This is a genomic window from Chryseobacterium sp. JV558, assembly GCF_033712365.1.
Taxonomy (GTDB): domain Bacteria; phylum Bacteroidota; class Bacteroidia; order Flavobacteriales; family Weeksellaceae; genus Chryseobacterium.
In genome coordinates, this window is sequence record NZ_WJHU01000004.1 from 466,283 (window position 1) to 488,753 (window position 22,471).

12 protein-coding genes are annotated in these 22,471 nt (G+C 37.0%); 3 read left to right on the top strand and 9 right to left on the bottom strand.

The window, feature by feature from the left end; translation table 11 throughout:
- Positions 1-93 precede the first annotated feature (93 nt).
- Complete coding sequence (locus GFU89_RS16555; RefSeq protein WP_103234213.1) at positions 94-459, bottom strand: hypothetical protein; 366 nt, start codon at positions 457-459, stop codon at positions 94-96.
- A gap of 22 nt (positions 460-481) precedes the next feature.
- Positions 482-1,621 carry an acyl-CoA dehydrogenase gene (locus GFU89_RS16560; RefSeq protein ID WP_318848184.1) on the bottom strand — a complete coding sequence of 380 codons (1,140 nt, stop codon included), beginning with the start codon at positions 1,619-1,621 and terminating at the stop codon, positions 482-484.
- 367 nt (positions 1,622-1,988) lie between these two features.
- Here GFU89_RS16560 and GFU89_RS16565 point away from each other — a divergent pair, with 367 nt between their 5' ends.
- Positions 1,989-3,767 carry a long-chain fatty acid--CoA ligase gene (locus GFU89_RS16565; RefSeq protein ID WP_318848185.1) on the top strand — a complete coding sequence of 593 codons (1,779 nt, stop codon included), beginning with the start codon at positions 1,989-1,991 and terminating at the stop codon, positions 3,765-3,767.
- A gap of 299 nt (positions 3,768-4,066) precedes the next feature.
- Here the strand turns inward: GFU89_RS16565 and GFU89_RS16570 are convergent, their stop codons facing one another.
- From GFU89_RS16570 to GFU89_RS16580, 3 genes are all read right to left on the bottom strand, one after another.
- Positions 4,067-4,843, bottom strand: a complete 777-nt coding sequence (locus GFU89_RS16570; RefSeq protein WP_318848186.1) for a hypothetical protein — start codon at positions 4,841-4,843, stop codon at positions 4,067-4,069.
- Positions 4,844-4,845: 2 nt separating this feature from the next.
- Complete coding sequence (locus tag GFU89_RS16575; RefSeq protein WP_318848187.1) at positions 4,846-5,943, bottom strand: Nif3-like dinuclear metal center hexameric protein; 1,098 nt, start codon at positions 5,941-5,943, stop codon at positions 4,846-4,848.
- Between the two features lie 126 nt (positions 5,944-6,069).
- Positions 6,070-6,918 carry a hypothetical protein gene (locus GFU89_RS16580; RefSeq protein WP_318848188.1) on the bottom strand — a complete coding sequence of 283 codons (849 nt, stop codon included), beginning with the start codon at positions 6,916-6,918 and terminating at the stop codon, positions 6,070-6,072.
- 249 nt (positions 6,919-7,167) lie between these two features.
- Between GFU89_RS16580 and GFU89_RS16585 the strand changes: the two genes are divergently transcribed.
- Positions 7,168-7,995, top strand: coding sequence for an ion transporter (locus tag GFU89_RS16585; RefSeq protein ID WP_318848189.1), 828 nt, complete (start codon positions 7,168-7,170; stop codon positions 7,993-7,995).
- Between the two features lie 43 nt (positions 7,996-8,038).
- Positions 8,039-8,197, top strand: a complete 159-nt coding sequence (locus GFU89_RS16590) for a hypothetical protein (protein ID WP_318848190.1) — start codon at positions 8,039-8,041, stop codon at positions 8,195-8,197.
- A gap of 174 nt (positions 8,198-8,371) precedes the next feature.
- On the opposite strand, the gene GFU89_RS16595 is transcribed toward GFU89_RS16590, so the two are convergent.
- The 4 genes from GFU89_RS16595 to dnaE all read right to left on the bottom strand — a co-directional run bounded on the left by GFU89_RS16595 (position 8,372) and on the right by dnaE (position 22,359).
- Complete coding sequence (locus GFU89_RS16595) at positions 8,372-10,696, bottom strand: GEVED domain-containing protein (protein WP_318848191.1); 2,325 nt, start codon at positions 10,694-10,696, stop codon at positions 8,372-8,374.
- 172 nt (positions 10,697-10,868) lie between these two features.
- Complete coding sequence (locus GFU89_RS16600) at positions 10,869-13,685, bottom strand: T9SS type A sorting domain-containing protein (protein ID WP_318848192.1); 2,817 nt, start codon at positions 13,683-13,685, stop codon at positions 10,869-10,871.
- 126 nt (positions 13,686-13,811) lie between these two features.
- Positions 13,812-17,357, bottom strand: coding sequence for a T9SS type A sorting domain-containing protein (locus tag GFU89_RS16605; RefSeq protein ID WP_318848193.1), 3,546 nt, complete (start codon positions 17,355-17,357; stop codon positions 13,812-13,814).
- 334 nt (positions 17,358-17,691) lie between these two features.
- Positions 17,692-22,359: a DNA polymerase III subunit alpha gene (gene dnaE, locus GFU89_RS16610; protein WP_318848194.1), complete on the bottom strand. Its 4,668-nt coding sequence runs from the start codon at positions 22,357-22,359 to the stop codon at positions 17,692-17,694.
- Between the last annotated feature and the right edge of the window lie 112 nt (positions 22,360-22,471).

Here is a 22,471-nt window from a genome sequence, read left to right on the forward strand (position 1 = left end):
GATTCACAACAAACCTGGAAATTTTTATTTCATATATTAATATTTTGTGATTTGGTGTAAAATAAGGCCCTCAGATTGAGAGCCTTATTTGTTTTATTTCATATTCACTATTTTGTCTACGACAAACTTTGTATTTCCTCTCCATGGGAGAGCACCGTTGTATTCTTTGTAATGCAGGTCAAAGGTTTTTCCGCTGTTGGTTTCCAATTGTTTGAAAATCTCAGGGTCATCTACAGAAAATTCAAACTCATAGCTTGTAATTGTTCCTGTTTTTCCTCTCCCGAAGCCTTCCTGAATCAGTTTACCTTCATAGGTTTTGAAGACATAACCTTTTTTCATGGCATAGTTCAGGTATCCGGATTTCACTCCTTCTCCGAAAACAAAATAGTACTTATACCAGACAAATACGCCTAGTAACAGCAGTACAACACCGAGTGTGATCCACAAAGATTTTTTCATAGGTAGTGTGTTTTATAAAATGTTATTTTGCGATGCTTCTTGAGATCACGATTTTCTGAATTTCAGAAGTTCCTTCGTAGATCTGAGTGATTTTCGCATCTCTCATTAATCTTTCTACGTGATATTCTTTCACGTATCCGTATCCACCGTGGATCTGTACTGCTTCAATAGTAGTGTCCATTGCCACCTGAGAAGAGTATAATTTTGCCATAGCTCCACTTTCAGAGATATCTTTTCCAGCATCTTTTTCACATGCCGCTTTGAAACACAGCATTCTTGCTGCCGTGATCTGTGTAGCCATATCAGCTAATTTGAATGCGATAGCCTGGTGATTGATGATCTCAGTTTTGAAAGCTTTTCTTGTTTTAGCATATTTCAATGCCAGTTCGTAAGCACCTGAAGCAATACCTAAAGCCTGAGAAGCAATACCGATTCTTCCTCCGTTCAATACTGCCATTGCAAAATTGAACCCGAATCCGTCTTCACCAATTCTGTTTTCTTTTGGAATTTTTACATTATTAAAGATCAAAGAGTGTGTATCACTTCCTCTGATTCCCAATTTGTCTTCTTTTAGTCCGATTTCAAATCCTTCCCATCCTCTTTCTACGATGAAAGCATTGATCCCTTTGTGTTTTTTCTCAGGGTCTGTCTGAGCAATTACGATATAATAAGAAGCTGTTCCACCATTGGTGATCCAGTTTTTGATTCCATTTAAAAGATAGTAATCTCCTTTGTCTTCAGCAGTTGTTTTCTGAGAAGTAGCATCAGAACCAGCTTCAGGCTCAGATAATGCAAAAGCTCCGATTACCTGTCCGCTTGCCAGTGGAGTAAGATATTTTACTTTCTGTTCTTCAGAAGCAAATTTTTCAAGACCGGCACAAACCAATGAATTGTTTACAGACATTACAACAGCTGCAGAAGCATCTATTTTTGCAATCTCCTCCATTGCCAGCACGTAAGAAACGCTGTCCATACCTGCTCCTCCGTATTGTGGATCTACCATCATTCCTAAAAGACCCATTTCTCCCATTTTTTTCACCTGTTCTGCAGGGAATTTCTGGTCACGGTCTCTTTCAATCACTCCAGGTAATAGTTCGTTTTGTGCAAAATCTCTTGCTGCCTGCTGAATCATCAGCTGTTCTTCCGATAAATTAAAGTCCATAAAAAAAATAATTAGATAGCCGTAAATTTACACTTTTTAAGCAAATCTGAAAAAATAAATTAAAAGCAGACAAAACGCACAAAAAAAGAGCTTTGAAAGAGGTTTTAAGGTTCGAAATAGCGATAAATGACATGAAGGTTTATCAAATGGGAATACCATTCAATTCCGGAGGAAAAATAAAATACCATGGTAAGATATACTTCATTCGTAATAAACTGCTGCAACCACCCTTTAAAAGCCACTGATCCCCTTTTTGATTCAATATATTATGGCAAGCATTTAACTAATTCCTAATTATTACATTCATACGTTTTCAATTAAAAAAAATGCTTATATTTAAATTTCTTTATAATTTATTTAAAAAATCATGACGATCAAGAGATTATTCGATATTCCGCACTACGCTTTAGAAAAATATCCTAAAACGGATATGTTTGTAACGAAGTATCAGGGTGAGTGGAAAAAAACTTCTACGCAGGAGTTTATTAATGAGGGAAATAAGATATCCAGAGGGTTACTGAAGCTGGGCATAAAACCGGGTGATAAGATCGCTTTGATTACTACCAATTCCCGTACTGAATGGGCGATTATGGACTTCGGCCTTTCTCAGATCGGAGTTGTTTCTGTACCTGTTTATCCAAGTATTTCACCTGAAGATTACGAATTTATCTTCAACAATGCTGAAATTCAGTACTGCTTTGTTTCTGATAAGGAGCTGCTGACTAAAGTAATGAAAGTGAAACATAACATCCCAACTCTACAGGGAATATTTACTTTTGACAACATCAGTGGTGCTGCCAACTGGAGAGAAATCCTGGATCTGGGTAAAGATGAATCTACACAAATTGAGGTAGATGATCTTTCCAATGCCATCAATACGGAAGATCTTGCCACTATTATCTATACATCCGGAACTACCGGAAGACCTAAGGGAGTAATGCTTACCCATAACAATATTGTATCAAACGTATTGGGGGCTATTCCACGAATTCCAAAGAAAAGAAGTTTTGATTATAAGGAAACAAGAGCGTTAAGCTTCCTTCCTATCTGTCATATCTTTGAAAGAATGCTGTTCTATCTTTATCAATACAACGGTTTTTCTCTTTATTTTGCTGAAAGCATCGAGAAAATGGGGGAAAACGTAAAAGAAGTGAAGCCTCATTATATGACCGTAGTTCCAAGACTGGTAGAAAAGGTATATGATAAAATCTACAATACAGGATCTTCTGCCGGAGGATTGAAATCAAAAATATTCTTCTGGGCATTGAACCTGATCAGCAAAAAGAAAGTAATCTCAAAACCATCCGGACTTCAGGAAATTATTGCTGATAAACTGGTATTTTCTAAATGGAGAGAAGGTTTAGGCGGTGAAATCGTGACATTGGTTTCAGGATCTGCCGCATTATCTACAAGACTTAACTTAATGTTCCAAAATGCAGGAATTCCAATTTTGGAAGGTTATGGTTTAACAGAAACTTCCCCTGTAATTTCCGTCAACAGCTTTGAGAAAATGAAAGTGGGAACGGTAGGTATTCCATTGGATAATTTAAAAGTAAAAATTCAGGAAGATGGTGAGATTACGGTAAAAGGCCCATCAGTTTTCAAAGGGTATTTCCAAAATGAAGAAATGACCAAAGAAGCTTTCACAGCTGATGGATTTTTCAAGACTGGAGATATCGGACATATCGACAGTGATGGATTTTTACAGATCACTGACCGTAAGAAAGAAATGTTCAAGACATCCGGTGGAAAATATATTGCTCCTCAGACGATTGAGAATTTAGCAAAAGCTTCTAAATTTATAGAACAGATCATGGTGGTAGGTGATGGTGAAAAAATGCCATGTGCCTTGGTACAGCCTGATTTTGAATTTGCAAAAAGCTGGGCGATGAGAAATAACCTGAATTTAGGTTCAACGCCGGAAGAAATTGCAAAAAGTCCTGAATTGAAGCAAAGAATTGAAAAAGAAATCGAAGGCATCAACGAGCATCTTGGAAACTGGGAGAAAATCAAAAAAATTGAGCTTACTCCTGAAGTATGGAGCATTGAAAGCGGATTGCTTACTCCAACATTAAAACTGAAAAGAAAAGCGGTAAAAGAAAAGTTTATTGCTTTGTATAATAAGATGTATGATCATCAGGAATAAATAATATCAACCGCTTCATTTTGAGGCGGTTTTTTTATGTTTTAGCTAAAGCCAATAATGAAGATTTGTTTTTTGATTAAACAGGCTAAAGCCCATTTCTATTGATTGTCTCATTAGAACTCTTTTTATTAGAGTTAGAATTGTCATTCCGTAGGAATCTCTACACATTCTTTTAACATGATATAGATTCCTACGGAATGACAAGGACACCGCAAAAAACTAAACGGGCTTTATAAAAATAAACACAAAAAAAGCTGTTTCATTTCTGAAACAGCTTTTATATGATTTAAAATCAATAATTAGAACTTAATTACAGATTTCATTCTTTCGTTTTCTTCCATTACCAACTCGTCATCAACAAGGATTTTCCCTGAATGCTCATCAATAATAATTTTCTTTCTCTGAGCAATTTCCATCTGCTTCTGAGGCGGGATTGTAAAGAAAGATCCTTTTGGAGCTCCTCTTTCTAATCCTACTACTGCAAGACCGTTGATAGAGTTTGTTCTGATTCTGTTGTAAGAAGCTAATAATCTCTCATCGATTTTACCTGCGAATTCTTTAGATTGCTCTAAAAGATATTCTTCTTCTTTCTGAGTTTCAGAGATAAGACCTTCTAATTCTTCTTTCTTGAATTTCAAGTGGCTTTTCAAATCGTCGATCTTCGTATTCAGTTCACTTAAAGTTTCGTTTTTGTGAGCAATTTTAACTCCGAATTCTTTAATTCTTTTTTCAGCAAGCTGAATTTCCAGATCCTGGAATTCCATTTCTTTCCCTAATGCTTCAAACTCTTTATTGTTTCTTACATTATCCTGCTGAGATTTGTATTTATCAATTAAAGTTTTAGCATGGTTAATAACTTCATGCTTTGTTTTGATCTGATCGTCCTGTTCTTTGATATCAGCATGAAATTTTTCAGCTCTTTTTTCAAGACCTTCAATCTCGATTTCAAGATCTTCAACTTCAATTGGCAATTCTCCTCTAGTATTTCGGATTTCATCCAATCTTGAATCAATGATCTGTAAATCGTATAAAGCTCTTAATTTTTCTTCAACTGAAATATCGTTGGTTTTTGCCATATTTAAATGAAATAATTTACTGGGTTTGTTTTTTCAATAGATTTTGAAATTGCAAATGTACTAAATTTTTGTGACAAAATTTCAAATAATTGTTGACTAACAAATTGTTCTGATTCATAATGGCCTATATCACAAATCAGCATTTTAGACTCTGCCAAAAAATAGTCGTGGTATTTAAGATCTCCGGTAAGGTAAGCATCACATTTCCTGGCAGCTGCAGATCGTATTCCGCTGGCTCCGGAACCACCCAAAACCCCTACTCTTTTGATTTTTTTGTTGTTGAAAGAGGAATGTTTGATCACTTCAAGGCCAAACTTTTCTTTTACAAACCCAAGAAATTCCTTTTCATCCATTTCCTCTTCCAGATCTCCGTACATTCCCAATCCTGCATGATGGTTTTTATTATCAAGGCTGTATATCTGATGAGCGACTTCTTCGTAAGGGTGTGCCGCTTTCATCGCTCCCACAATCTGACCTTGTTTAAAGCCTTCAAAAATCACAGAGATCATATCTTCATCTGCATTTTCACGAATACCCTGCTGTCCGGAAAACGGATTTGAACCTTCCATCGGTCTGAATGTTCCGTTTCCATTCACAGTAAAACTGCATTCGTCATAAAATCCGATACTCCCTGCTCCTGCTGAAAACATAGCTTCTTTTACCTTTTCAGAAAATTCTTTCGGAACAAAAACCGTCAGTTGTTTTAAATTGTTTTCTTTTGGCTGAAGAATTTTCATATTCTTTAAGCCCAACTGGCTGCATATTCCATGATTTACTCCAAAGAAATCATTATCAAATGCTGTATGAATGGCATAGATAGCCACTTTATTTTCAATAGCCTTTAAAACAGCTCTTTCTACATAGTTTTTCCCTGTTAAAGATTTGAGTCCGGAAAATATAATGGGATGAAAGCATACAATCAGATTGCAGTTTCTCTCAATAGCCTCGTCTACCACATTTTCCAGAGCATCATGACATACCAGAATCCCAGATACATCACGGTCATAAACACCGCACAACAGACCTACATTATCAAAATCTTCTGCCTGTCTGATACTTATTTCCTCTTCAATCTTTGCAATTACAGTTTTTAGCTTCATTTATTTATATTTTACGGTTACAGCGAAGATATTAATTTTACTAAAATTTTAAAGAATATTTCTGCTCCAATAAAAAAACCGGCTTTCATCGGCCGGTTTGAATTTGATATTAAAAAAAATAGACTGTTAATCTTTGAAAAGCGATACTCTTGTAAAGGATTCCATGACTACACTACAGCTTATATCGGCTTCCATAAAAAGCTGATACCCTTTTCCCGGATCAAGACTCGCAGGATCGGCAATGGTATAGAAATAGAATGTAAGAATGTTACCTGTTCCGCTTGAACCACTTGGAACTAATTGAATAGAGTTAATTTCAAAACCGGAATCAGGGTTTTTAAAAGTAGCCTTTACTGATCCTGAGGAATTGGACCCTGGAGTAATAGTAGCAATGACTCTCCAGACATGGACTTGTCCGTTAATTTCGTTTTCTCTCCATTTACCAGTAGCTGAAATATAAATATTGGAGGTAACTCCCGGAAATGGAACTGTGGTTTCCGGCCAGCTTGTAGTAGGGCTTGCTGCAAAGACCAATGGGGTGGCATAGAGTATCTGCTGCCTTGGACCGTAGCCGCTTCCTGCTGCACTTAGACTGAGTGAAGGTTTTACATTTGCGTTTCCAGAATTTATTTTTACGACACCGTCGTTACCAGCCTGAGAAGATGTGGGAACAAAAAGCTGTCTCCAGAGGATACCATCCCAATACTGGAAGTTATTGGTTGTCGTATTAAAAATAAGTGTTCCTGCAGTAAGGTTAGCATTCACAACCCCTGCAGGTGGTATTGTGGAAACATTATTATCTGCCAGGTATGTATCCCGGTCAGTATCTGTAAGCCGAGGAATGAGAATCCCTTTCTGGTTGGAGACTATATCCAATACTGCAGCACCGTTGGGCGTTGAAGTATTAATCCCAACCTGAGCATATACAAAACTGCTTATGAAAAACAGAATAAACAAGGTTAAAATTTTTCTCATGATATAAAGCTTTTGTTGGATAAAATTACAAACTTGCCCTAATATTATGTTAAAAAATAAATTTTTATATGTCATTTTTTATTCGTAATTTACTTATTATAATATATTGAAAATCACTAAATTAACTCATAATAATTCACTTTTTAATGATGAAAATTACATTAACATTTGCAGGATTCTTTTAACAATCCTATCTTTACCCTATACTCTATAGAAATTACTAACTTCGCTGTGAAATAACCTATACCAATGGAAAGAGAACATAATCTTGTTCCTGAAGACAATCTTTGGAAAAGATTCCTTTACCGGATCATTTATCGCTCCGATACGAAGCTCGGAAAACTGTTCGATATCATCTTATTATCTTTAATTCTTGCCAGCACTGCCATTATTATGATGGAAAGCATACCTCAGCTTGATAAAAGATTTCATTACACCTTCCTGGTCCTGGAGTGGGTGATTTCCATTTTCTTCACTCTTGAGTATTCTATGCGTATTGCAGTGGTAAAGAATAAACGAAACTATATTTTCAGTTTTTTCGGGATTATAGATTTTCTCGCTCTGGTTCCTTTTTTCCTCAGTTTTTTCTTTCCTATCACAAAGTATTTCCTGATTTTCAGGATGCTGAGAATGTTGAGAATCTTCAGGATTTTCAATTTGCTGGATTTTATGAATGACGGCTACCTTATTGTAAGGGCTCTGAAAAACAGTTCTAGAAAGATTTACATCTTCCTTCTCTTCCTGATTATATTCTCAGTTATTGTAGGATCACTAATGTTTATGGTGGAAGGTGGACGACAGGGATTTGAAACAATACCACAGTCTATCTATTGGGCAGTTGTTACTGTAACGACTGTTGGGTATGGTGACGTGTCTCCTATTACGCCTTTAGGAAAGTTTTTTGCGGTTGTCCTGATGCTGGCCGGTTACTCCATTATTGCTGTTCCTACCGGTATTGTAACGGCAGAAATGAGAAACAAAAGACAAAATCTGGAAATGGTATGTGAACGTTGTGGAAACGAAGATATTGATGATGATGCGAGATATTGTAAACAATGTGGCAAGAAATTAGCTTGATATTAAGTATAAGTAAAATTTATTCACCAAATACCACAAAATCATGGAACCAAAAAAGAAAAACAAACCGAGCAGTTTAGTGATCATTCTTTTTGCACTGGTGGTGCTGATGATCATCGTCTACTTTATATTAGTAATGTTCTTCCCTACTGTTTTTGACCTTCTGAACAAGGGAGAGATACAGCCGGTACCAAATAAATAATGAGTAATGAGCAATGATTTATATTATATACTAATCATACAGCAAAATAAGAAAGATGAGTGAAGTATTTCGCTCATCTTTCTTTTGATCCATTGATTTTCAAAGTAAATATCTGCTTCATAAAAAGGACGGATCATCAATGACCCGTCCCTTCCTTTTTATTTAAATGATAAATTATTTTTTAATGGCTTTGATGGTCTGCTTAGATCCGTCTTTCATTTCTAAAGTCACTAAGTAAACGCCTTGCATTAAGTCTCTTAAATGTATTGTAGATTCAGGGTTTGGAATAGTTTTCACTAATCTTCCTGTAACATCTGTTACTGATACATTTTTCACGTTTTTCACATCAGAGATATTCAACATATCCGTAAATGGATTAGGATATACTTTGATACTGTTTTTCGCTGCAGAAACTTCAGATATTGCCAGATTTGCATTACTAATGCTGATATCATCTACATACAGATTAAACTGGTCTGGATCTGAATAAGCATTAAATCCAAAGTAATACACTCCGGTTACAGGAACTGTAAACGTTATAGATTCTGTATGAGCCATTTCATCATTGATTGCAGGATAATCTGCCACTAAATTAGTCATTGCTGATGCAACTGGTGAAGTTCCGTAAGCTACTTTTAATTTTTCAGCATATGTAGATGAGTTATTTCCATACTTATAGCTAATGGTATATTGTGTTCCTGCTGTCAGGTTCAATCCTTGAGTAAAGAACCATGCGTTGCCAGGATTGGAGGAGTTATAATGGTACCTTAATACATTGGTAGCAAACCCCTGGCTATCAGAAGGTGGATCTGAAGTTTCCCAGTTATTCCCAGCTCCCGCGTTAACATTCATTGTACAGCCTGGAAGTTCAGGAACAGTAACATTTTCAAAATCTAAAGTATAAGGAAGATTCGCACTTGAGCACAATGTCGTAAATGTAACAGAATCACTCCATACACTTGTGCTGGTTACATTACACGCAGATCTCACCCATACATAATAAACAGTAGAAGGAGCTAAACCTGGAATATTATAAGTAGTTGCTGTAACTCCCGTAAAATTAGGTGTAGTTGCATCTGTAGGTGCTGTATTGGTTGTGCTGTAATAAATATCATATCCGCTTGCCGGTACAGGAGTTGCAGCCGTCCAGGACACTGTAGCTCCTCCGGCAGTAATATTAGACATCACTAATACATTTGGCTCACTACAAGCTGGTGCCACATCTATATTAATATCATCCACATATAATTGATTCATATTAGCATCAGAATATGCCTGAAACCCAAAATAATATACTCCTGTGGCAGTTGGTGTGAAATTCGCAAAAGCACTGGTTGCTGTACTGGTAACAATATTCGAGTGATCAGCTAATGTGTTGGTCATTCCTGCACCTGTAGCTGAAGTTCCGTAGGCAATTTTTAACTTTTCAGCATATACAGTTCCTTCTGCATTTGCATATTTATATTTAATTCTGTAGGTAACTCCCGCGGTAAGGTTTATTCCGTTAGTGAAAAACCAGGTGTCTGCATTATTGATATAATCGTAAGAATATTGAAGAACATTTCCCGTAAATCCTTGAGCATCCAAATCACCTGTCACCCACATATTTCCTGAACCGTCATTTACTACTGAGGTACAGTTCGGAAGATCTGGCGGAGTTATACTTTCGAAATCCAATGCATATGGCACTCCTACAGAAACGCAAGCTGTCATAAATGTTGCCATTTGAGACCATGCACTCTTATTTGAAGTACTGCATACAGAACGTGCCCACACGTGATAAACAGTAGCCGGAGCTAGTGTAGACAGACCAGCCGTTAAACCAGTACTAGTTCCGGAAGCTACAGCAGCAGCCGTAGGATATGTACTGGAAGTTGAGTAGTAATATTCATAACCGCTGCCTGGAGCAGAAGCCGGAGCCGTCCATCCAACCTGAGCTGAATTTGCAGTTACCGCAGTTACCGTTAAAGCAGACGGTGCAAAACAAGTTGGGACTGCACCAATTACTACTGTATAATCATGAGCTTCTCCATACCCATCTGTATTACAGGGAATAGGATCACTAGAGAATCGGTCTCCTACTCTCATTCTGTAAGTACCAGGAGTAACGGTAGAAGGAATTTCAATAAGCCCTGAGGTAATATTGTTTCCTCCTACAAAAGTACTGCTCGCAGAAGCTACAAGCTCCGGAGCTGCATCATCAAAAGTTCCGTCGTTATTAAAATCTATCCAGATGCGTACATTTTGATCACTATAGTCATGTTTCACGCTAAAGTCATAACTCAAACCTGCGCTAAGGTTGATCGTCATGGAAGTGTAATCTCCATATGCATCAGTGGAGCAACCTGTATTAGGATGATCAAATCCGGCACCCGGAATTGCAAAGGAATCTATCACATCTCCTCCGCTGCACCCACTTGCAAACGCAGGCGTACAGTAAGTCTGTGCGGAGGATAAAATGCCAGTCATTAAGAAACCAACGAGTAAAATGTTTTTCATATAAAATAGTATTTATAACTCAAATCTAGTGAAAATCAGTAATAAAAAAAATATTTTTTTATTTATATCACAATGAATTAAACTTTTCCTTTTACAAAAGATAATTCCACATATAAAAAGAGAGGCTGCTCAAATTGAGCAGCCTCTTTCTCTTATTTTTTTAAGAAATTATCTATCTCTTAATTGCCTTAATTGTCTGTTTAGATCCGTCTTTCATATTCAATACTACTAAATACATTCCTTGTTTCAGATCTCTCAGTTGAAGTACAGAAGAAGGCTTTTCTATATTTTTAATTAACCTTCCTGAAGAATCCAGAATAAAAATTGATTTTACTTTATCAGCTTTTGAAATATTCAGTACGCTTGTAAACGGATTTGGGTATACTTCTATAGCTTCTTTTCTATCAGCAACTTCAAGAGTACCAAGGCTGGTTACCTTTTCTATAGTAATGGTAAAAACGCCTTCCACTGTATCGGTATCATAATCCCGATCTCCAATATTTATATAATATACGTTTCCTGCAATAGTTGGCAAATCCATTATAACCGGACTTGAACCAGTAAAATTTACTCTTTTTACACACGTTAAGTTTCCACAATTTCCTTTATAGGCACCAATACCAAAATTAAATGTGCTATTTAAAGGTCTTGAAACTGTAATCTTATGCAGAAAACCATCACCAACGAACGTAAACCATGTTCCGTCATTCATTGCAGAATTACAAGAATTTATAAATCCGTTATTATTGGTAGTATGCTCAGCATCAATCTGTGTATAAGTATATGGAAAATTTGAAACCGTCAAAGCACCAGTACAGTCATCATTAACAGGAGGTAGTAATGTTCCCACACAAATATTGAATTTAACGGCAATACCAACACCTGTACTGTATGCCCTTATATAATAGGTTTCACCCGCAACCAACCCTGAAACATTATTAATATAACTAGAACGATTAACACTTCCTCCACATTTTACACTTGTTAAAGCACCACAGCTACCCTTGAAAATCTCAAATCTTATATCCTGCTGCGTACCACTCACTCCAACATCTATAATATTTTTAAAACTAATTCTGTGGCTGGTTCCTGTTGCTACAAATTTAAACCACACATCATTCTGAACCCCGGTTCCACCACACGAAACTGTAGGTAATATCGTTGAAACCGTTGCTCCTAAGGTATTTCCTTCAAGTCCCCCGACACAGGTCAAATCTGAATTAACGACCAACGAGACCGCATTTACACATTCGTCATTTACCGGAATCGGTGTCAAATCTTTTGAAATACATAAATCAAAATTAAAGCCTGAAGCCTGTATGCCCCCCGTAACAAAAACCTTCAGATAATAAGTTTCTCCGGCAGTAAGCCCATCAACAAGTCCTGACGTTCCTCCCCCTCCTTTACATACAAAGTTACCACAACTTCCCCCAAACACATGAAATGCCAATCCTCCTAAATTATTTGGTAATCCAACAGGAATTACGTTCTTTATTTTAATTATATGTTTAACATCAGTAGCTGTAAATTTATACCAAACATCATATCTTGGTAAAGAATCACAAATTGAGAGTGGAGAAAACGTTGATGACAAAGTAGTTCCTGAAACAAGATTGATACAATCAGATCCAGTATTCACTGGTACATTGACAGCATCAGTACATTCATCATTAGACGGTGTAGCCGGCAATGTTCCTACACATATTTCAAATTTATGAGATGAATAACCTGAGCCACTGAAGACTTTGATATAATAAGTCTCACCTACAGTAAGGTTGTTAACTATAGAAAGAGGACATGATGCACTTGTCATATAACCACAATCAGATCCGGAACATAAAATACTTGTTAAATTACCGCAATCACCTTTCAAAACCTGAAAATAAACATAACCACCTCCCAACGGCACAGAGGTTACGTTCTTTAGATTAACTGTATGAGTAACGGAAGTAGCTATAAATTTATACCATACATCTCCAGTACTCGTACCACACGATGATGTAGGAGATGATACAGTTGACATCACAGTAGTTCCAGAAGTAAAGTCAACACAATTCAGATCTGGATTTACAGACAGAGTTATAGCATTTATACATTCATCATTGAAAGGTATAGCCTGCACTGTTGTAAATTTCTGATTAACACAACCAGAAGATTCTCCTGTTGACCCTACTGCTATTACTTTAAGATAATAAACTGTACTTGCCAAAAGTGGAGATGATGGAGTAAAGTTTGTTGTAGTTACCGATTGCTGATTAACAATATCTGTTCCTCCCGCAGTAGTTCCGACAGAAACTTTGTAACTTGTAGCTCCCTGTACAGCAGCCCATGTAAAATTAGGCAGAACCGGTACAGATGAAGCATTGTTTGCAGGATAACTGATTATTGGACAATCCGGTAACAAATTGGGAACCAGTCCCATAAGACTAACCACAGGTTTATAAGGTAAAAAATGACCAATTGGAGGATTTGCAGGGTCTGCATTAACAGTATTACTTTCAGTATAAAGAGCCTGCTCCATAGTATTATACACAAAAAACGGATTATTTGAGTTAGAATTAAATCCATTTTCATCTACTGCAACAACTAAATTTCTTACATTATCATATGGGAAAGGAGTAGCAAATGTTACCTCTACAACTCCGTTTACATTAGTAACTGTACCTGAATAGACCTGAGTCATTTCCCCAACAGGAATCCACCCAATTTGATAATCTAAAGAGTTTTTTGTAGTGTGTCCTAAATAAACCACCCAATTTGATAAATAAGAGGGATTCGCAGAAGGTGTTAAGTAAAACTTAAGCCCTGTAATATTACCTGCTGCATCAGCATTGATTTCTTGTTTTGTATAAATCTGCTGGGAATAAGAGAAAGTAAAACCACTGTTGACCGGAGCATTACCCGTGTCTGTACTTCCTGCACCTAATTTGATTTGAGCACTTAATACGATGCTTATCATCAGTAAGCATACAAATAAGATTTTCTTCATGTATAAGTTTTTGGTTATTAATACGTCTACGAATTTACAATAAATTTAAAACACCTTTTTAAAAAGTTTAAAAATAAAAAACGACAGCTGTTTGGCTGTCGTTTCATGTTATATAATTAATATATTTTATCTCTTAATTGCCTTAATTGTCTGTTTAGACCCATCTTTCATATTCAGTACTACTAAATACATTCCTTGTTTCAAATCTCCTAAGTGAAGCGTAGAAGAAGGATTATCAATCATCTTCACTACTCTTCCTGCAGCATCAACCACAGAAGCAGATTTTACTCTAGAAACATCTGAAATATTCAGGTCGTCTACAAATGGATTAGGGTAAGCTTTAATTTCATTGTTTTTCTTTTCAACTTCAGCCGTTGCAAGCCCTGAACATCCTTGTGTAACAGAAATACTATAATTACCAACTCTGGTTGCAGCATATCCTGTAAGTAATACATAATAAGTAGTCCCTGCAACTCCCGTAAATGTTAATGTCGGAGCATTATAAAGACTAACTGTACAACCGGCATCAGCATATCCTACCCCTGAGCTGTTACTGAAACAAGTAAGTGAACCACAAGTACCTGTATATACTCTTAAATAAGCGTCATATTGCGTACCGCAAGCATCAATAGTAATAGGACCATTTTCAGTAGCTTTCACGGTGTACCAAACACCTTTATAAGATGCCGTACTTCCAGAACTACCACATGTTGAAGCAGGAAGTGTTTCATCTCCTGCAAGAGCATTAACACCCTGAGCCGTACCATTACAAGCCAAAGCAATAGCGGTATCACAAGTATCATTAGTTACAGGCGAAGGAGTGGTTACAGCAATCTGGAAATTAGATGTTGTAGTTGAAGTACTTGTAGAAGAGTATACTCTAACATAATACATTTGTCCTGCTACAAGGTTTTGTAATAATATACTGGAATTCCCATAAGCACCATCAAAACAAGTCATAGCCGTTAAAGCTCCACATGTTCCAGAATATATCTGTGTACTTGTTGCATTATCAGTATATAAAACATGTACAAGGTGTGTAGCACCTGTTGCAGTAAATGAATACCAAACATCATCATTAGTACCGGATGCACTACATGTAGGTGCTGTAACTCCTGAACTCTGAGTAGCACTCACAGTAGAACCATTCACAGCATTCAGGAAAGCATCTGTACTGCTCACAGAAAGAGATGCAGCATTTGTACAATCATCATTTGCTGGTGGTGGTGGCGGTGTACCAATACAAATATTGAAGCTGTTAGCATATAATGTACTACCATTTGTATTAGAATTATAAACTCTTACATAGTAGGTCTGTCCCGCAGTAAGACCAGTAAGTGGTGTATTCACTGCAGTACCACATTTAATACTTGTCAAAGTACCACAAGCTCCACTGAAAACCTGAGTATATACACTTGTAGATGTAGAAGTTCCAACCGCAGCAACGTTTGAAAGCAATACTACATGGTCAGTACCTGTAGCTGTAAATTTATACCAAACATCATCATCAGCTGTCCCTGTACACGGACTTACTGCCAATCCTGAATTAGTAGCACTTAAAGTTGTCCCAGATACTGGTGAAGCACATGTCAATGTTGGGCTCACAGATAGAGAAACAGCAGCTGAACACTCATCGTTAGCAGGAGCTGCAGGAAGTGTTCCCATACAGATATCAAAAGAGTTAGCATAGAAGCTCGCCCCTGAATTAGCATCATAAGTATATACTCTTACATAATAAGTCTGACCTGCAGTAAGACCGGTTAAGTTTGTAAAGGTTGTATTTGAGCTGATACATGCAGTACTTACCAAAGCTCCGCAAGCACCACTGAATACCTGAGCATACAAAGATGTTGTAGAAACATTTCCTACAGAAACTATATTTTTCAGCTGGAAAGTATGACCTGTTGACGTTGCAGTAAATTTATACCAAACATCATCATCAGCTGTTCCTGAACAAGAACCAAGAGCAACTCCTGAACTTGTTCCTCCCAATGTTGTCCCTGCTGTAATACTAGCACAACCCATATCAGGATTAATAGTAATAGCCACAGCATTTGCACAGTCATCATTAGCAGGCGGTGCCGGTGGTGTACTTACACAGATATTGAAACTTGCATTGGCAGTAACAGTAGATGAATAAGTGTATACTCTGATATAATAAGTCTGACCTGGAGTAAGACCCGTAACGATATTCGTATCAGGATCAGAACACAGCATACTTGTCATAGTACCACAGCTTCCTGATAATACCTGGAAATACATATCTGAAACCCCTGTTGTAGTTCCCGTAGAAACTACATTAGAAATTGCTACAACATGACTTGCCGCTGTTGCAGTAAACTTATACCAAACATCATCATTTGGAGTTCCGTTACAAGCACCTGCAGCCATAGATTCTGTAGCTCCCAATGTATTACCAGGAGTAGTAGCAGTACAAGCTAAAGAAGGATTTACTGTTAAATTTACAGCATCCGAACAATTATCATTCGCCGGAGGTACTACAGTAGTCGTGAAATTTCTTTCAGTACATCCTGTTGATACAACACCACCGTTATAGGCTGTAATCGTATAATAATACTGCGTTGTAGGGTTCAACTGCTGTGCAGGAGTAAGAGTATAAGCAGTAACGTTACCCATATTAAAATTACTCAAAACATTGGATGAACCTGCAGATGTTCCGATACTTAAGTTGTATCCCAGCGCTCCGCTTACTGCAGGCCAAGAGAAAGTAGTTAACACAGGTAAGCCAACCTGAGCAGCTGTAGGCGCACTCACAGACGGACATCCCAAGGTAGCCATTGTGGTAAAAGATCTTTCTGTACATGCAGCAGAAACTCCTGTAGAATTGGCAGCATATACTGTATAATAATATTGAGTATCGAAACTCAAAGAATTTGTTAGAGTATAAGAAGTTACATTCCCTACATCCTGCATATTCATCACATTGGTAGCCCCAGGCGTTGTCCCGATGCTGATTTTATATGATGTAGCAGAAGGCGCTAAAGCCCAGCTAATGGTAGGCAACACAGAAACCCCTGTTGCTGCAGCCACAGGAGCAGAAACAGCAGGACAAGCCGGCACTCCCGGAGTAAGTCCTAGCAGACTTGCAATAGATTTCGTTGCTGTTCTTGATCCTGTGGGCGGTGAAGCCGGATCCGGATTTGTTGCATCACTTCTATAATACAAAGTTGAATTGGAAGCCCCTGTAAAAGTATAGAATTTGTTTGAAGTTGCTGTGTAGTCTGCGGTATTCTCATCAACAACAACTAATAAATTATCTGTATTATTATAAGCAAATGGTGCTATAAAGTTTACAGTCACTTCTCCTCCGGAAGCACTTACTGTTCCCGAAAATACCTGAGACAGACCAGATACAGGAACCCAGTCTGTAGTACTTGAAAAAGATGTTTTAGTAGTATGACCTACATATACGACCCAATCTACTGATTTTGTAATATCAGCATTATTTGGCAAATAAAACTTCATTCCGGTAATATTACCCGCAGCGTTGGCGTTAATTTCACTTTTAGTAAAAATCTGCTGCGTGTAGTTGTATCCGTAGTTGACATCAATAGGAACATACCCGCCCTGGGTAGTTCCGCTTCCCAGCATTATCTGGGCATTGGTAATGGAAGCTATTAAAAATAGACTTAATAGTAGTAATTTCTTCATAAATAGTAATAATAAAAGTTAGGGCGATAAATGTATAAATATTATTTTAAATATTAAAAATTATCATAAAATTTTGACAATAAACAAGCAAAAACACCTTTAAAATCAAATAAAATCAAACGTTTATTTAATTTAATATTTATTTCGCAATCCATTGAATAAACATTAAATAACTAACAATCAGACACTTAAAATAGTATATCATTAAAATAGACTGTAGAAAAATTTTCTATTTAACATAAAAAACTATTTGAAAATTTTCACCAATATCAACAATATACAAACAAAAAAAGAGTGGCTTTTGGCCACTCTTTATATTATTATATCCTTTTTCCTAGTTTAAATAAAACTCATATTTATTAAGAAGCTGGATTTCTTTAATCAAATCTCCATTCAGATCAACCGAATGTTTCATAGACTGTACTTCAATATGGGAATCATCATCAAGATTTCTGATAAAGAATTTCAACTTTTGATTTCCTTTGTTTCTGTCAAGAACTGTTCTGAAAAAGTCCAGATCTTCGGCTCGTACATCCATTACATCCATTACCAGAGATATACTCTTCGCAAACCGTTCGAAAGCTTCCTGAAGTTCTATCACATCATTCACATTCACAAAGACTCTTCCATCCTTTACCTGAGCAAATTTTATTTTGAAAATAACAAACCTCTGAACCTCCAGTTTTTCCTTCAGCCTCATATAATCCCTGTCTCCCAATCTGAATGAATATGATCCTGAATAATCTTCCAGGGTAACAAAAGCTACCTTTTCACCGCTTCTGAAACCGTCTTTTACCACATATTCCGTAATTAAACCTGCAACGGTATACTCTTTTCCACCGCCACCGTTTTCTCTTTCTTTCTGAAGTGTTTTCCAGTCTTTCTTTTTCTCTTCAAATAATTCTTCCTGCTTATTTGCAAATGCCTGTTCTTTATATGCATCTACTTCATCAAGATTCAAAAAATGAAAAACCCCTTTCGGTTCAGCTTTTTTGGTAACTTCTTCTATCACTTCTTCCTCTTCACCGGCAACTATATCATCAGAAACAATTTCTACAAGGTCTGCAACCTCATCTACAGAATCTTTTTCCAGAATAGGAGCTTCATCAACAACCACTTTTCCTTCATCCTTCTCCAACACAGATTTTTTAGAAAGCTGCCCCTGCATAAACTGATATTGATATTTAAATTCATCCAGCGGGTGTGCAGAAAGGTAAAATCCGATCGTTTCTTTTTCTTTATTAAGCTTATGCATATTTGGCCATTCCGGGCAAGGCGGCAATTTCGGCTGTTCAATCTGAACTTCTTCTGCAAAATCTGCAAAAAGAGAATGTTCCATCTCATTTTTACTCTCCTGGAAGCTTTGTCCATATCGGATCAATCTTTCAAGATTCGTTCTTCCGGCCATATCGATATCAAAATACTGACCTCTGTGGAAAGAATCCAATTCATCAAAAGCTCCAGCCAAAACCAAACTTTCCGCTACCCTTTTATTCATTTGCGAAGGCATAATCCTTTCAAAAAAATCATAAATATTCTTGAATCTTCCGTTCGCTCTTTCTCGTGTAATTCCTTCACTTGGACCTTCTCCAATACCTTTAATAGCACCCAAACCAAAACGGATCTGCCCTTTTTCGTTTACAGAGAATTTATATTGAGATTCATTCACATCCGGTCCTAATACATCCACTCCCATACTTTTACAATCCTCCATGAACATGGTAATTGAATCCGTATTGTTAATGTTATTACTCATTACACTCGCCATATATTCTGCAGGATAGTTTGCTTTCAGATAGGCTGTCTGGTAAGCAATAAATGCATAGCAAGTAGAGTGAGATTTGTTGAAGGCATATTCTGCAAAGGCTTTCCAGTCATTCCAGATTTTCTCCAGTCTTTCTTCATTCAGGTTGTTTTTTCTACCACCTTCAATGAATTTCGGGTACATTTTATTAAGAACATCAATCTGCTTTTTACCCATCGCTTTTCTCAAAGTATCGGCTTCACCTTTGGTAAAATTGGCCAGTTTCTGGGACAAAAGCATTACCTGCTCCTGATAAACGGTAATTCCGTAGGTTTCTTTTAAATATTCTTCTGTTTCCGGTAAGTCATAAACAATCTCTTCAATTCCATGCTTTCTGTTAATGAAGTTTGGAATATATTTGATTGGACCCGGACGATACAAGGCGTTCATGGCAATAAGGTCGGCAAAAACCGTTGGTTTAAGCTCCCTCATGTATTTTTGCATCCCGGGACTTTCATACTGGAAAATCCCTACGGTTCTACCTTCTTTAAATAATTGATAAGTCTTTGTATCATCAAGCGGAATAAGGTCCGGATCAATATCCAGCCCATATCTTGCTTTCACCAGCTTCAAGGCATCTTTAATGATCGTCAAAGTTCTCAACCCCAGGAAGTCCATCTTCAGAAGACCTGCACTTTCCGCCACAGAGTTATCAAACTGTGAAACCAGAATATCCGCATCTTTTGCAGCGATGGTCACTGGCACAAGATTACTTACATCTTCCGGCGTAATAATGACCCCACAAGCATGAATACCCGTATTTCTGATACAGCCCTCCATTTTCTTCGCACTCGCAAGCACATCATGACGGACATCATCCGGACTATTCAGAACGTATCTCATTTCATCAACAAGCATCTGTTCTTCCGGCTTCAGTTTTTCATATTTCGCCAGTGCTTTTGCAATGTTCATCCCCGGGCTTGGCGGAATTAGTTTTGCAATATTATTCGTATCAGGAATTGGCACATCCAATACTCTTCCTGCATCTTTAATTGCAGATTTCCCTCCTAAAACAGAGTAGGTAATAATCTGTGCTACCTGGTTTTTACCGTATTTTTCAACTACCCATTTGATAATTTTATCACGTCCTTCATCATCAAAGTCAATATCAATATCTGGCATGGAAACCCTTTCCGGATTCAGAAATCTCTCAAAAAGCAAATCATATTTAATAGGGTCTACATTGGTAATTCCGGTACAATAAGCCACAGCAGATCCTGCGGCAGAACCACGACCCGGACCAACCCAAACGCCCATTTTTCTTGCTTCATTACAAAAATCCTGCACAATCAGGAAATAACCTGGATACCCTGTATTCGCAACTACCTCCAGTTCAAAATCCAAACGTTCTTTGATTTCGTCTGTAATTCCGGTATCCATATATCTTTTTTTCGCCCCTTCATATGTTAAATGTGTCAAATACGCCATTTCACCACGTTTCCCTCCATCAACATCATCTTCAGGATGAATAAATTCTTCCGGAATATCGAATTTTGGAAGTAAAACGTCTCTTTTTAAGGTATAAGGTTTGAATTTGGCAGTGAATTCTTCATAAGCATCAAAAGCATCAGGATAAGCCAAAAAAGCTTCTTTTATTTCGTGAGAATTTTTGATGTAGTATTCTGCAGTAGCTAATCCTCTTCTTTTTCCAAAGCCTTTTCCGACAGGAGTTGTCAATTTTTCTCCGTCCTTGATACAGCTTACAATATCCTGAATATTAGAATCGTCTTTATTGGTATAAAAAGTTTCGTTCTGGGCTAAAATTTTAACATTATATTTATCCGCAAAATGCAGTAAAACATCATTTAAATGCTCTTCTTCAGGCAGTTTATGATTTTGAATCTGAACATAAAAGTCATCTTCAAAAGTATCTTTCCACCATTTGAAAAGCTCCTCTCCTTTTTGTTCACCCGTATTTAAGATCGCATCTGGAATATCTCCCAGAATTCCGGAAGTCAGAGCAATTAAGCCTTCTTTATATTCAGCAATCAATTCACGGCTGATCCTTGGAACTCCAAAATAAAATCCTTTTAAGAAACCAATACTTGAAAGTTTTGCTAAATTTTTATATCCTTCAAAATCTTTCGCCAGCAAAACCACCTGCGTTCTTCTGTCGGGATCATCTTTGGTAAACTGTTTCTGTTCGTAACGGTCTGAAATATAAAATTCACAACCCACAACAGGAATTAAAGACTCTGAAACAGGTTCAGCCTCATTAAATTCTTCTCCACTTTCTTCAGCTTCCTGTTTTTTTGCTAAATATTCTTTATGTTTTTTTGCACGGTCACCATTTGCCCCTTCAATTGCTGAAACAAATTTAAAAGCGCCCATCATATTCCCAAGATCCACCATACCGACAGCCGGGAAATTTTCATCAGAAGCTTTTGTAATCAAATCATTGATGCTTGAGGTAGCCGTAAGCGTAGAGAATACACTGTGATTGTCAAAATTGAAATATTTACCCAGATCAATTTCATCAACACTTCCGAAATCCTGCTGCTTTTTCTTATTATGAAAATCTGCAACCTGCCTTCTGATAACAATATTGAAAGGTTTTATCGGATCCGGATAAAGGCTCTTGAAATAGGCGAGCTGATCCTCAGAAATCTTTAATATTTCTGCCGGAACAACCCCAATTCTTATCATTTCAAAGAAAGCCCTGGCCGTAGCATTTACGTCGGCAGCAGCATTATGAGCCTCATCAAACTTGCTTCCATAAAGTTTTTCATAAAGTTCTTCAAGTTTTGGAGATTTGTATCTTCCACCCCTTCCTCCACCTAGCTGGCAGAATTCGGTTCCCAAAATCATGGTATCCGCTTTGGGTTTTTCCTGTAGATTATCTTTAAGGTTTTTTCTGTAAAATTCAGCTCCTACGATATTGTAGTCGAATTCTACATTGTGTCCGGAAACAACTCTTACCCTATCTAAAACTTCAGAAAATTCTTTTAAAATTTCTTCAAGGTCACGGCCTTCTTCATTGGCAATTTTTGTTGTAATTCCATGAATACGGGCTGCGTTGAAGGGAATATCATACCCTTCAGGTTTTATTATATAATCCTGATTTTCAATCAAATTCCCATCATCATCATGTACCTGCCATGCAATCTGAACCATTCTTGGCCAGTTATCCGAATCTGAAAGCGGAGCGTTGAAATTTTTTGGTAAACCGGTTGTTTCTGTGTCAAAAATTAAATACATATAATTTTCTAACTTTTTTATAAAAAAGAGAATGTAAAGTTACTCCATTTTTTCTAAATATTGCTTTATAGCGGTGATATAAACAATCAATAATATTTAAAAAAATACAACA

Bases quoted from the DNA above. Each gene is read 5' to 3' on its own strand.
- GFU89_RS16555 (WP_103234213.1), bottom strand. From the start codon at position 459: ATGAAAAAATCTTTGTGGATCACACTCGGTGTTGTACTGCTGTTACTA.
- GFU89_RS16560 (WP_318848184.1), bottom strand. From the start codon at position 1,621: ATGGACTTTAATTTATCGGAAGAACAGCTGATGATTCAGCAGGCAGCA.
- GFU89_RS16565 (WP_318848185.1), top strand. From the start codon at position 1,989: ATGACGATCAAGAGATTATTCGATATTCCGCACTACGCTTTAGAAAAA.
- GFU89_RS16570 (WP_318848186.1), bottom strand. From the start codon at position 4,843: ATGGCAAAAACCAACGATATTTCAGTTGAAGAAAAATTAAGAGCTTTA.
- GFU89_RS16575 (WP_318848187.1), bottom strand. From the start codon at position 5,943: ATGAAGCTAAAAACTGTAATTGCAAAGATTGAAGAGGAAATAAGTATC.
- GFU89_RS16580 (WP_318848188.1), bottom strand. From the start codon at position 6,918: ATGAGAAAAATTTTAACCTTGTTTATTCTGTTTTTCATAAGCAGTTTT.
- GFU89_RS16585 (WP_318848189.1), top strand. From the start codon at position 7,168: ATGGAAAGAGAACATAATCTTGTTCCTGAAGACAATCTTTGGAAAAGA.
- GFU89_RS16590 (WP_318848190.1), top strand. From the start codon at position 8,039: ATGGAACCAAAAAAGAAAAACAAACCGAGCAGTTTAGTGATCATTCTT.
- GFU89_RS16595 (WP_318848191.1), bottom strand. From the start codon at position 10,696: ATGAAAAACATTTTACTCGTTGGTTTCTTAATGACTGGCATTTTATCC.
- GFU89_RS16600 (WP_318848192.1), bottom strand. From the start codon at position 13,685: ATGAAGAAAATCTTATTTGTATGCTTACTGATGATAAGCATCGTATTA.
- GFU89_RS16605 (WP_318848193.1), bottom strand. From the start codon at position 17,357: ATGAAGAAATTACTACTATTAAGTCTATTTTTAATAGCTTCCATTACC.
- dnaE (WP_318848194.1), bottom strand. From the start codon at position 22,359: ATGTATTTAATTTTTGACACAGAAACAACCGGTTTACCAAAAAATTTC.